This is a genomic window from Bacteroides celer, from assembly GCF_002632415.2.
Lineage (GTDB): Bacteria > Bacteroidota > Bacteroidia > Bacteroidales > Bacteroidaceae > Bacteroides.
Genome location: NZ_CP178209.1, coordinates 2,862,201 through 2,875,920, shown reverse-complemented (window position 1 = coordinate 2,875,920; position 13,720 = coordinate 2,862,201). Strand labels below are relative to the sequence as shown.

6 protein-coding genes and 2 pseudogenes are annotated in these 13,720 nt (G+C 40.7%); 3 read left to right on the top strand and 5 right to left on the bottom strand.

Features of this window, described 5'->3' with window-relative positions:
- Window positions 1-97: 97 nt before the first annotated feature.
- From CJF29_RS11495 to CJF29_RS11480, 4 genes are all read right to left on the bottom strand, one after another.
- Window positions 98-1,465 (bottom strand): sensor histidine kinase, encoded by a 1,368-nt coding sequence (locus tag CJF29_RS11495; RefSeq protein WP_074559575.1) that lies wholly within the window; start codon window positions 1,463-1,465, stop codon window positions 98-100.
- Window positions 1,462-2,148: a response regulator transcription factor gene (locus CJF29_RS11490; protein ID WP_074559588.1), complete on the bottom strand. Its 687-nt coding sequence runs from the start codon at window positions 2,146-2,148 to the stop codon at window positions 1,462-1,464. Before CJF29_RS11490 ends, CJF29_RS11495 begins: the two co-directional genes overlap by 4 nt.
- A 145-nt stretch (window positions 2,149-2,293) precedes the next feature.
- Window positions 2,294-5,143: a glycoside hydrolase family 2 protein gene (locus CJF29_RS11485; protein ID WP_074559573.1), complete on the bottom strand. Its 2,850-nt coding sequence runs from the start codon at window positions 5,141-5,143 to the stop codon at window positions 2,294-2,296.
- Between the two features lie 36 nt (window positions 5,144-5,179).
- Window positions 5,180-8,434, bottom strand: coding sequence for a glycoside hydrolase family 2 TIM barrel-domain containing protein (locus tag CJF29_RS11480; RefSeq protein WP_074559571.1), 3,255 nt, complete (start codon window positions 8,432-8,434; stop codon window positions 5,180-5,182).
- A 126-nt stretch (window positions 8,435-8,560) separates the two neighbouring features.
- Between CJF29_RS11480 and CJF29_RS11475 the strand changes: the two genes are divergently transcribed.
- Both CJF29_RS11475 and CJF29_RS11470 read left to right on the top strand, forming a co-directional pair.
- On the top strand, window positions 8,561-10,090 hold the full coding sequence (locus tag CJF29_RS11475) for a TlpA disulfide reductase family protein (RefSeq protein ID WP_099147522.1): 1,530 nt from the start codon (window positions 8,561-8,563) through the stop codon (window positions 10,088-10,090).
- A 172-nt stretch (window positions 10,091-10,262) separates the two neighbouring features.
- Window positions 10,263-11,765, top strand: a pseudogene (locus CJF29_RS11470) (ATP-binding protein).
- Here the strand turns inward: CJF29_RS11470 and CJF29_RS11465 are convergent.
- Window positions 11,762-12,606, bottom strand: a pseudogene (locus tag CJF29_RS11465) (helix-turn-helix domain-containing protein). The pseudogenes CJF29_RS11470 and CJF29_RS11465 sit on opposite strands and share 4 nt — an antisense overlap.
- A 134-nt stretch (window positions 12,607-12,740) precedes the next feature.
- Here CJF29_RS11465 and CJF29_RS11460 point away from each other — a divergent pair.
- Window positions 12,741-13,715 (top strand): IS982 family transposase, encoded by a 975-nt coding sequence (locus CJF29_RS11460; protein ID WP_004310694.1) that lies wholly within the window; start codon window positions 12,741-12,743, stop codon window positions 13,713-13,715.
- Window positions 13,716-13,720 lie beyond the last annotated feature (5 nt).

Genomic DNA, 13,720 nt, shown 5'->3' with positions numbered 1-13,720 from the left:
TAACTGCATTTATTAATTCGATGCAAAAGTAAGAAGGATTTCACAAGGAAGCTGTTAGAGAATGATTAGAGTGGTATTAGAAAACGATTAGAATTTCTTAGATATGCGGGAGTTTTACCACAAAGGTAGTGCCCTCATCCTTATGGGAAGATACGGTAAGTTCGCCTTTGTGAAGGTGAATAATCTTTTGTGTCAGGGTCATGCCTATACCATTTCCGGGAGCAATATTCTTGTTTTCTCCACGATAAAACAGTTTAAACAGGTTTTCCTTATCTGCATCGGACATTCCTACACCATTATCGGATAAGCGGATGATTGCCCATTGTTCCCAATAGGCGATCAGGACTGATGAAGTACGGTTGGAAGAATATTTGCAGTTATTCTCTACCAGATTTACAAAGGCGGTAGTCAGCAGATAGCTATTTCCGATGACTGTCAGTACATTATCCTCTTCGGCTTCCTGTTCAAAGACTAATTCGATATGATAATCCGGATGCGCTTTCAATACCAGTTCTCTGGCATCCAGCAACAGCTCATCCAGACGGACTTCTTCCATTGTTATCTGTTCTGGCTGATAATCGGCTTTTGCCAGGTTCAATAATCCGTCGATCAGGTTTACAATTCGGTGGGAGTCTTGAAGAGCATTGCCAATAGCCATCTGATACTGTTCGGAGGTACGTTCTTTCAATAAAGCTAAATCCAATTCCGCTGTAAGGGCCGCCATGGGAGTACGCAATTCATGAGATACATTACTGACAAACATCTTCTGTGAGTTGAAAGACTTCTCCAGGCGTTCCAGTAGAGCATTGAATGTCGTACTTAATTCTCCCAGTTCATCCTGTTCATTTTTTACGGGCAGTCTTTTATCGATACGCGATGCGGTGATTTTCTCCGCTTCTTTGACAATGCTGCGTATTGGTTTTAAAGTGCTTCGAGACAGGATATAACCCACAATCACCAATACACTTAATCCTCCGATAAATGACAGGATGAGTATATTTCTTAGCGCATCCCGATTGGCGTATCCGTAACCATCATAGGCGGCAGCGGTAACAATATAATCTTTACCTTCAAATGGATACACCAATCCTACTGCCTGATATTCGTCCACATAGAAATTGATATCCCTCTGTTTCAGAATTCGCTTTATCATCTCCGGTGTTTCCTTGACAATATCGTTCTGCAGTGCATCGTGATATAATATTTTAAAATCGGTTGTATAGACAGCAACTTCTACTTCATCAATAAACTTCTGATTATTTAGATAAATAGACTGCATAGTTTGCGCATCTACTTGATTTTTAAGGAATAAATGTGCTTTGGTTATAGCCTCACTTTGAAGATTACGAAAGAAAGCATTACTACGTGAATGTTCACTCACATAGTAGACGGCTATGACAAATATGAAGAATACCGCAGCTGTCAGCCCTGCATATTGTAGGGTCAGTGTTGTTCTGATTTTCATAACTTATCAGTCAGTATAAAACCCATTCCGGCTTTGGTATGAATAAGTTTTGGTTCAAAATCCCTGTCTATCTTCTTACGGAGATAGTTGATATATACATCTATGAAATTCGTTCCTGTATCAAAATGGGTGTTCCATACTTTTTCTGCTATTTCAACCCTGCTCAATACTCTTTCAGCATTTTCTACCATATATAACAGCAAGTTGTATTCCTTAGGAGAAAGTTTTATGGATATGCTGTTTCGTTCTACGTCCTTACGTTGAAGGTCAATACGTAAATCTGCATAAACAAGTTCCTGCGGCAATTCCTGTGTATTGCCCGTCACACGTTTCAATAGTACTTTGATTCTGGCGTTCAACTCTCTGAAATCAAAGGGTTTCACCATGTAATCGTCTGCACCGGCATCGAAACCATCCAGTTTATCATTCGTTGATCCTAATGCCGTCAACATTAATATAGGGATATGGGGATTGGTTTTGCGAATTTCTTTCGCCAGTTCAAATCCGTCCATCTTGGGCAGAACAATGTCGGATATGACCAAATCGAATGTATGGGCCTGGAAAAGCCGTAACCCCATCAATCCGTCATAAGCCACCATTGCCTGATAACCATTTTCTTCCAGCCCGTTCATCAGCAAACTTGCAACTCTGGGTTCATCTTCTATAATTAGTATTGTGTACATAGGAAAGAATTCATTTATCTGAATGTATAAAACGAAACAAAAATAATGATTATTCCCCACTTATAGCCTTTTTCCTTGAAAAATCGGTGAGAAGGCCAAATAAAAAAGGTACCCAACGCAATGTGGATACCTTTATATGATTCATTTACATAAACCGGAAAATGACTCGTCCGGTTTGTGGACCATTTACCCATTTCGGTTGTGAAGAGGGCCCACACAAATCGGTGGAATTTACTTTATTACGTACCGGAGGAATCACGTTCAGGACAGAGATTCCGCTTTCGGGAAGAGTATAAAGCAAACGGTCGCGGCCATCACGAGGCTGATATACTCCGATATACGTGTCGGGAGTTTCGTTTGTCAGACTGATAGTGCCTTCTTTCGTTTGGATATTCATCCAGGAAACATCACCAAAGTATCCTTTGAATTCGGGATATGTGAAAGTCTCACCCGGAATAGGATCGTTATAGTCGTTTTCCCATACATCGTATTGCGTTCCGTGAATACGGTTTTGCCATACACGGTAAGGTCCGGCACCCAGCCAGCGTTTGCTGATTACCTGATCTTCAGGATAGTCGAAACGAATACCCATCAAATCTACAACACCGGAGAAATTGTAGGTGTAATCCAAAGCCAAATCCCCACTCGGGTTGATTGTCCATTGAGCTTTATCCAGATTGCCCAGTTTATAATTGGCGGTAACAACCAGATTACCTCCGTCTTCTTTCACATCCAGTTTCGTAAATACGGCAGCATCCGGGAATTCGCTGTATGTGCGGTCTTTTTCTTTTGCTTTCTCATCATCGTGGTTATAGAACTGATCCAATGAGCGGTCTGCACGACGGGCTCCAATGAAACGGGGGCCATTGGCGAAACTAATCTTACGGTTATCTACAGATACCCCTTTCAGTTGTCCGTCTTTCTTTGAGAAGATGAATGTACGCTTATTCGCTTTCACAGTAAGATCATTTTCTGTCTCTGTATAAGTAGGACGACTGGACAAGGGAGAAAGCTGTTCTGTCTGCTGATTCAGTTTGTTGACCGGGAAAGTCCAGCGCCAAAGTTCATGGCCGTATGGATCGATTGCTGTCAGGAAGAGGGCGTCTGCATTGGGGAGGATATTTGTTTTTATATCCAAAATGCCTGCCGAGTGAGCAACCACGTCACTGCCTTGCACTTCACCTTCTTTCAGTACTTGAACAGCGGCATTGGAAGCATCTGTTGCCAACGGGAATTTTACTTGCTTCCAAAGGAAACGGCAAGTATTCAGATTCAGATAATCGTAACGGTTTTCTACGGAGAATTTGCCATCAAATTGCTTGTCGATAGAAGTATTCATGATTTGCACCGGACTCCATAACTGCTTGATAGTGTAGTAGCTACCCTCCTTTTCGTGATGTGGTCCTACAATACCGTCTGCTCCAAAGTTTCCTTGGTTATCAATGAATCCGTCCATATCTACACGCTTCACACCTTCGTCTGCCAATACCCAAAGGAAGCCACCGATACAACGGGGATGCTTGCGCATCATTTCCCAATAATCGTATAATCCGGCACCATGGCCGCCATCGTACAAACCATGCAAGAATTCCGTAGGCATAAAGATTTCCGGTAAGCGCATGTAGTTCTGGCTTTCTCCGTAAGAGCGGTAATGCATGGTTTCAAAACCGGAGAAGTTACCTTGCGGGTGAATAACCGGACGTTTCTGCGGATCGTATTTATGAAACTCTCCATCCAGTTCGGTATTCCATCCTTTTTCATTACCATTACTCCACCAAATAATAGACGGATGATTCACGTCACGTTCTATCATGCCTTCAATCAGACGTACTCCGGTGGGGGTATCATACTTGCCATGCCATCCTCCCAATTCGTCCATCACATAAAGTCCGAGAGAATCACAAGCTTCCAAAAATTCCGGGTCTGCCGGATAATGGCTCAAACGGACAGAATTCATATTCATGCTTTTCATCAAAAGAACGTCTTCGATATTCTTCGCTTTACTTAATGTACGGCCACTTTCAGGACGGAAGCTATGACGATTGACACCACGTACATTGATACGCACTCCGTTTATATAAAGTCCGTCGCTTTCACGTACTTCAATCGTGCGGAAACCAAAATTTTCCGTTTCACTATGCAAAACCTTACCGGCCTTATCCAATAGAGAGAATTGCGCTTTATAAAGATTCGGAGTTTCCGCTGTCCATAATGCGGGGTTAGATACATTCAGTTGCAGGGAAGTCCAGTCACCTCCAGCTTTTACGGGTACGGTGGTTTCCGTTATCTTTTTCCCTTTTTTATCTAAAATCTGTGTACGGATGCTCATTCCGTCATTAGAGATATTTGTGTAGCAGTTGGCACGGAAAGTTCCATCCATCTTTGCGTCAATGGCAATGTGCCGCAGGTTTACGGCTGGTTTCACCTCCAGGAATACCGGACGGAAGATACCGCCGAAATTCCAATAATCAGCACGACGTTCGGCAAGGTTCACACTGGCATTTTCACTCTCTTTGGCAACAGTGACTTCCAGTAAATTCTTTTTGCCATATTTCAGGAAATCCGTGACGTTGTACGAAAAACGATAGAAGGCTCCCTGATGTTTGGAACCAACTTTGCGTCCGTTCACTTTTACTTCCGTATCTGTCATTGAAGCTTCGAATACAAGATTGACCTGTTTGCCGCGGAATTTTTCCGGAACTTCAAACTCATACTTATACATACCTTTTTCATTGGCAACGCCTTCAGGGAATGGTTTACCATAGAAAGTGATTCCATACTGATAGGTGCCGAATCCTTGCAGCTCCCAACAGGAAGGTACACCGATTTTCGTCCATTTGCCGGAATTGCGTCCGTCGGTACAAAAGAAGTCCCATTCAACCATATCGTCGCATCCGTGACCGGAAAGATATTGCCTTTCCGTTTGTGGAAGGTTTTGAGCAGCCAGGGTAGTTGCCAACGCCAAGGTCGATAATAAAGTGGTTACTTTTTTCATTGTTACTTTTATAATTGTGTTAGTTATTTATTGCTATCATTGTTTACTACTGATACGGATATGCAGCGTATGTTCTTTTTTCTCTATGGCATATTTCCTCAATACACCCGGTCCGCAACTACTGTTTCCTAATCCAAGTACGGCAGCATCCATACTTAGAATAACTTCCGCACGTGGTTTTAAATTACAATCGTGAGTTTCTTCATAGATGTCCTGTACAGTATAATGCAGGGAAGATGCAGAAAATACGTTTTCTACCGCGTCAACACGGATACCTTTATTCTGTTTGTCGGTCAGGGTCAGATAATGTACTTCCTCTTTGTTTCCACTGTCCTGCGGACGTGGATAATGTACGTACTGTTCTGCAACGCTTCCTTTCCAAAGCCCTATCATAGCAGATGTTTTGCGGTCTGGATAGTTATCCTGTGGCCCTCTGCCATACCAGGTAAATGTATCATAAGCAGGCGCCAGACAGAATGCGATTCCTAAACGGGGAATTTCAGGAAGAACTCCTTGTGGCAAGAAAGTTGTTTCCAGATCAATCGTTCCATCTGAAAAGACCGTATAGACAGAAGTCGTCGCCACTTTTCCTTCTTTATATAAATTACTTGTTTGAATCCGGACAATGGCCGCCCCGTCTGCACGTTTTTCATGGTGGAAAGATTCCAGATTTATCTGCGGATGATCCATTCCATGCAATTTCCAGTCTTTAGCCAACCAGTTTCCAAAGCTCTTGTCATTATCTGTCGGAGCACGGAAAACTTGAGTGACGGGCTGAACCGGAAAATCATCGGAGTGAGCCAGCATTTCTTTGTTCTTATATATAAGGGAGGTCATACTTCCGTTCACTTTCTTTTCCCACTGAACAGAAAAACCGCGTCCGCTAATCAATAAAGATTTATCATCCTCTTCCACTTGAAGCGTTCCTTTATTAATTAAATCAGCAGAAGCTAAATCTCCTTTTTGCAAACAGAATTGTTCCCAAGCCACTTCATGTCCCGCCTTTGCCCAAAGAGCATCCGATTTCAAAACAATGCTTACTTTCAGTTGGCAATCGGAAAGAGGATTCAATGAACGGAAAGTCGGCAAATCTATTGTTCCACTTTCTCCTGGAGCTATTTCTGGCAATGTAATTTCTCCTTGTTCTTTCTGTTTTCCATCCACAGACAATGTCCATAAGCAGCGATAAGATGATAAATCGATATGATGGTTCCGGTTCGTCACTTTCAGCTTCCCATTTTCCATTTTCAGTTCAACTGGTGCATATACCTTCTTTACCTCCCAATATTTAGGCGTAGTTTCACGGTCACTCATCAGTAATCCATTAAAGCAGAAAGCTTTTAAGTTCGGCTTATCGCCAAAGTCACCACCATAAGCCACCATGGTACGACCGTCGGGTAAAGTCTTGTAGATTCCCTGATCTACCCAATCCCATATAAAACCACCCAGCATACGGGTATTACTATATATCTCATCCCAATATTCCTTGAAATTTCCTAATGCATTTCCCATGGAATGTGCATATTCGCTCGTCATTACCGGACGGTCGTCATTGGTGCGTTCCGCAATCTCCAGCAACCGTTCCCAGCGTGCATTTTCAGCGCGTTCTTTATCCTCTCCTTCTGCAATACCGGGATTTAAATATTCTTGTTTCACCCGGGTATAAAAGCGGCTGATAACATCGACCGTCTTCGGGTCAGGATTTCCGTCCACTCCCTGTGCCCCCTCATAGTGTACAGGGCGAGTGGGATCGAAATCATGCAGCCATGCCGAAATAGCAGCGAAGTTTGGTCCGTAACCGCTTTCGTTTCCCATGCTCCACATTACAATACATGGATAATTCTTATCACGTTCCGCCATACGGACTGCACGGTCCATAAATGCCGCATGCCAGTCGGGGGTACTTGCGAGTGTTCCACGCAATCCGTGTTCTTCTATATCCGCTTCGTCCATCACGTACAATCCCAAGCTGTCGCATAGCTCGTACCAACGGCTGACATTGGGGTAATGGCTGGTGCGTACAGCATTTATATTTGCCTGTTTCATTAAAAGAATATCCTGAAGCATTCGTTCTTCGCTCATGACACGTGCCGTCCGTGGATCATGTTCGTGACGGTTCACTCCACGAAAACGAACCGGATTACCATTCACTAACAGTTGTCCTTTTTTGATTTCTACAGAGCGGAAGCCCACGGCCTGTTCTATCTGTTCTACGACTTTTCTTTCTTCATTTTGGAGAGTTAAGTGTAATTTATAGAGATAGGGCGTTTCTGCCGTCCATCTTTCCGGTGATTTTATAATGGCTGACAAACGTCCCATCTTACGCGGGCCACGCTGCGGATACCATTCATTCATCCGGCTTGCTTTATGCTCCAAATCAAGAATATCTTCCACATCGCCTTTCAATGTGGCAACTTCTTTGCCTGAAGCATCCTTTAATACTCCCTGTAAGACATACCCTTTTCCGGTCATCCCTCGATATACACTGAATTGCGGATCAATCTGCAAAATAAAGTCTTTATAATCACCCACAGATGCGGGAAGAGTGCGTACCGCATAATCACGGACATGAATATCCGGTGTATGTATCAGATGAATACTACGATGAATACCACCAAAACGCCAGAAATCCTGATCTTCCAGATAAGAACCGTCACTATATCGGTAGACTTCCAGTGAAATCTGATTTTCTCCGGATTTCAGATACTTCGTGACATTAAATTCGCTCGGTTCCATACTGCCTTGGCTATACCCTACCCGCTCACCGTTGATCCAAACATAAAAGGCGCTCATTACGCCCTCAAACCGTAGAAAAGTCTGTCCATTCACTTCCCATCCGGTCGGCAATACAAAAGTGCGGCGATATTGCCCTACCGGGTTTCTTTCTTTATACGTGGTATAGTCAGTTTTCGGTTCTCCCATCACCCGTGGAGGATCTATTTTAAACGGATAGCCTGCTGAAACATAGATAGGCGTGCCATATCCGTTCACTTCCCAGTTGGCGGGAACAGGCAAATCCGTCCAATCTTTATCATCAAAATTTATCTGATAGAAGTTCACGACTCTTTCATTGGGAACGGGAGTCCAACGGAATTTCCAGGTTCCGTCTAAAGAGATTGAGCCGTCTCCTTTCTGTACAGAGAAAGGGGTAAAAGTAGCTCTTGCCGGTTCACGGTTGATCTGGAGAACATGATGATTCTCCCAATCATGCATTGTTTGTGCCTGTGTAGGACTTACAAACAATGCGCCAAGCAGTAAAGTATATATTTTCATTCGTTCTTTTTTCTTCATATCAAGTAGACGAACGAAAGGGCATTTTGTACCCCTTTCTTTTACAGAAATATTAAAGAACAATAAAAGGAGTAACACTCTATAAAGAAAAGCTTTACCTTGTGGCGTATAATTACTTCTAATATTATGATGATGAAAAAACTACTATTTAGCAGCCTCTTTTTATTAGGCAGTCTCGTTTCACAAGCACAACACGAGTATACGATTGAAGGTAAAGTGGAAGGTGTAAAGGATGGAACTCTTGTTTCTCTTTTTCTACTTGACGGAAATGTAGGAAGTACAGTAGCCATGGATACCATACAAAACGGTACTTTCTTCTTCAAACGAAATGCCGGAGAAGATGGTTTAGACAAATTATCTCTAATGTGTACCCGTAATGATGATTTTCCTTCCATGTCGCTGGAGATTTATGCAACTCCTAATGCAAGAATCAAAGTAACCGGAACGAATACCTTGATACATACGTGGACAGTAGACAGCCCTGTAAAGGAACAAATAGAATATAATAGGTTTATTGAAGATTCACACGATTTATGGGATGAGTATCAACGTTTGTCTATCAAAGCAAGAAGTCTGCGTTCTGCCCCGGAAGCCGAACGGAAGGCTCTACGTGCGAAAGAAGACAGTATTTCAGCTTTAATCAGCAAACGTGAAATGAAACTGATGCAGGAACTTCCTGTATCAAACATTTGGATGGACAGGCTATATAAATTGAGCATGTCGGTGAAGTACAATCCAAATTTCTCTTATAAAGATGAAACACTGGCTTTGTATAATAGAATGAATGAAGCACAAAAGACTTCTATAACAGGACAGGAAATTACAGTTAATCTTTTCCCACCTACAGTTGTGAAAGAGGGAGATAAAATGGCAGATACCGAACTTTTCGATTTGGATGGAAAGATTCATCATCTGACTGATTTCAATGGAAAATATATATTGCTTGATTTCTGGAGTAGCGGTTGCGGTCCTTGCATTATGGCTTTACCAGAGATGAAAGAGATTCAAGAACAATATAAAGAGCGTCTTACTATCATTAGTCTAAGCTCCGATACGAAAAGCAGGTGGAAGGCAGCTTCGGCAAAACATGAAATGACCTGGCAGAATTTAAGTGACTTAAAACAAACAGCCGGATTATACGCTAAATATGGAGTTCGAGGTATTCCCAACTATGTCCTTATCTCTCCCGAAGGCAAAATCATGAAAATGTGGTCGGGTTATGGCAAAGGTAGTTTGAAACTAAAAATGCGCAGGTATCTGGATGCTGTCAAACATGAAATGAGTATTACATGGCAAGGAAATACAAAAGTCGTTAACTATCCGGTGTCGGAATCAACCAATACCGATATTCTTGAAGTCAAGCAAGTGGTACTGACAGACACCGCTACCATCGTACATTTCAACGCTTATTATATTCCCAAATACTGGATACGAGTCAGCCCGAATTGTAGATTGGTAGATGAGAAAGGTGAAACGTATACCTTAAAGAAAGCAGATGGGATTAAACCCGGTGAGCACTTTTATTTGCCTGAAAGCGGCGAAGCAGAATTTTCACTCACATTCGAACCGTTGTCTTCTTCTGTGCAATCATTCAATTTCACTGAAGGAACAGAAAAAAATGACTGGCAAATAAACGGAGTGAGGCTTAATAAATGAGTATCGAATCTTAAAAAAGGAATATCGTATTAACATTCAATGTGTTGCAAATTAAAATAGCTATATAAACAGGTACAAAAGGTTTGTTGAAATAATGTTTTCTTCAGTAAAATGGCTTTCTTTGTTATGAATTTAATTATTATCTTGTACATTGAACGAAAAATAACAAAATATGGAAGCGAACGGACAAACACTCTACAATGATGATTTGCTGAATATCCTACCTGACGGAGTTATCATATTGGATATAAATAGAGAAGTCATACAACTGAATCAGCAAGCTTTTACGGAACTTCATGTACATTCGTCAGTCAATGCGATGATGCCTCTTCCGACCAACAAGATATTCAAGCTGTTAAATAAGAAAGAAGATATACTCTCGACCATTTTGGAAGAAATCCGTCAAGGCAAAAAAGTATACTCGCTGCCTGAACATACATTTATGCAGGAACAAGTTGACTATACACAATTCCCGATAAGAGGAGAATTTGCTACAATGGAAAATGAAGAGGGCGAAAAAAACATCTTGTTCTTTTTCCGTAATATTACTGTGGAACTGACACAAGAATATATATTAAATACAGCCTTGCAAAGAACTAGGATATATCCCTGGTATTATGACATAAGCCGTAGTGAATTTACTCTTGATGATCGTTATTTTGAACATTTAGGTATTCCAGCCGGAGAGAATAATACTTTGACAATGGAGGAATATGTGAATATGATTCATCCGGACGATCGGCAAACTATGGCTGACGCCTTTGTTGTACAACTTAGTGGTAATACAACTTTTGACAAAACAGTTCCATTCCGTTTGCGCCGGGGGGATGGTACTTGGGAATGGTTTGAAGGGCAGTCTACTTATATTGCAAACATATCCGGTCATCCCTATCGGTTAGTGGGAATCTGCTTGAGTATTCAGGAATATAAAGACATAGAAAACACCTTAATCGAGGCACGTAAAAAAGCAGAAGAAAGCGATCGTCTTAAAATGGCATTTTTAGCCAATATGAGTCATGAAATCCGTACGCCGCTGAATGCAATAGTCGGCTTTTCTGATGTTATAGGTTCTACTTATGATGAGTTAAGTGAAGAGGAACGTGCCGATTTCGTGCGACTAATCAGCATCAATAGCGAACATTTAGTACGATTGATTGACGATATACTTGATTTGTCCAAGATTGAATCAAACACTATCAAGTTTACTTATTCCAATTACTCCCTCAAATCCATAATGAAGGATATAGAGAAAGAGCAGGTCGTGAAAAATGTGCCGGAAATCGAAATAAAAGCAATCTTGCCGGATGATGATATTTACATAACTACTGACGCTACACGCTTGAAACAAGTAATATGCAATTTCATAAATAATGCCCGGAAATTTACAGAAGAAGGATATATTCATTTCGGTTTTATGGTTAATCCGGAAAATGACGATTCAGTTTGTCTGTTTGTGGAGGACACGGGGGAAGGTATTCCCCAAGAATGCCAGAAAGAAATATTCGACCGTTTTTATAAAGTCAATACTTTCAAGTAGGGTACGGGGTTGGGACTCTCTATCTGCAAAACGATTGTAGAACATCTGCAAGGGAGTATTTATGTTGTATCGGAAGTAGGAAGAGGCAGCCGTTTTACCGTTACATTACCGCTCGAAAAACAGCTGGTGGAAGTTTAATGCCCCCTGTATTCCTGTGGGGTAACACCCGTATGTTGCTTAAAAAACTTATTGAAGAAAGAGATATTATTAAATCCCAAAGATAAGGCTATATTCTTCACCGGTTCATTGGTTGACTTCAGCCGGGATTTGGCATCCATCAGAATGATGGAAGCTATGACTTCTAAAGGAGTGTTTCCTGCAACCTTTTTTATTGTTGAACAGAAATGCGCAAGCTAAGTCCTAGATGTTCGGCATAAAAAGAGGTTCCGTGATGAATAGTATAATATTTCATGACCAATTGCAAAAAATCCTGATAAATTTCGTACTTTCTTGACTGGGAAGATAAATACAAGTTATTTTGCATTTTATAAATTTCAGTGGCTCCCTGAAGGAACATGGTAAGAACCGCCTTTACTATTTCCTTGTTTGCCAATGTTTTTGGAGAAGCATACGAAAGAATTGACGATTCATAGAACATTTTATAACTGCAAGCCTGCAATGGAGATAATCTTATTATCGGATTTTCCATAATTATAGGGAGAAGATGTTCTGTAGACTTCATTAGATTTATACCCTCTATGAATTCGGATGAGAACCCGGCATAATAGATATGAATATCCGGTGAAAAATCAAGAATTTCCATAAAATATCCGGGCGGTAAGGTTATCAAATCATTTTCACCAATATTTTGAAGATTCCCATTGATTGTCGCTTGCATTATCCCTTTTACACAAAGAATGAAAAAACCGGCTTTTACCCTGCAAGGAAAGTTTTTATACCTTTTTAATAAATTTATCCCATACCCTTCTCCAACAATATAATCAGACGGCAAATCAAAATTAGGTAAATCGCTCTCCATTGTGTTATTTTGTTTTTGATTTCAAATATAGGGATTATTTGAAGTTTCTCCCTCGAATAATTAAAATCAGAACATCGAATCTTAAAAAAATAACATCTATAACCCGTTGGCGGAATTAAAAAGATAATATATTGATGTTTAAAAAGTTGTGCATATTATTGATTTATAGTATATTAGAGATGGTCAAACCTTTAATATATCATCAATATATGCACAACTTATATACAATATTCAGTAAAATTCTTAAGATTTGCAAGCAATTTGGCGATAACCTCATAAATGAGAAGGGAAATATTCCTCGTCCAGGTGTTGTTCCCAAGTTTTCAGATATAGAAGTTATAGCTTTGAACCTTACATCCGAAGCCATGGGTATAGATAGTGAAAGTAATCTTTTCATTAGACTTTCTGAGTATAAGGATAAAATGCCCAATCTGATTTCAAGACGCCAGTATAATGACAGGCGTAAAACTACATCAACCTTATGCGACACTATCCGTAAAAGAATAGCTGAGAAGATAGATGGTGGTGAAGAATATTTCTGTATTGATTCAAAACCTATAGAGGTATGCCGGGTAGCTAGAGGGAAACGTTGTAAAATGGGCAGAAACGATTATAGTAAAGCTCCATCATTCGGATATTGTGCCTCTCAGAAGAATTATTACTATGGATATAAATTACACGCTATTTGCGGTTTAAGTGGAGTTATCCATTCCTTTGACCTGACAAAAGCAAGTGTTCACGATATCAATTATCTTAAAAATATCAGATATGAATATCATGACTGCAGCATTTTCGGAGATAGAGGATATATTAGTAAGAATGTGCAACTGGATTTGTTTGAGACTGCAAATATAAGACTTGAAGTTCCATATAGACTGAACCAAAAGGACTGGAGTCCTACATTCATCCCATTTGCTAAAGCCAGGAAAAGAATCGAAACGGATTTCTCACAACTATGCGATCAGTTCATGATAGTGAGAAATTATGCTAAAGATACAGTAGGATTGTTTACCAGAATACTCGGGAAAATAAGTGCATTTACAATCCTTCAATATATAAACCACATTAACAACAAACCTATTGGCAGACTTAAATATGCGCTTATTTAATTCCG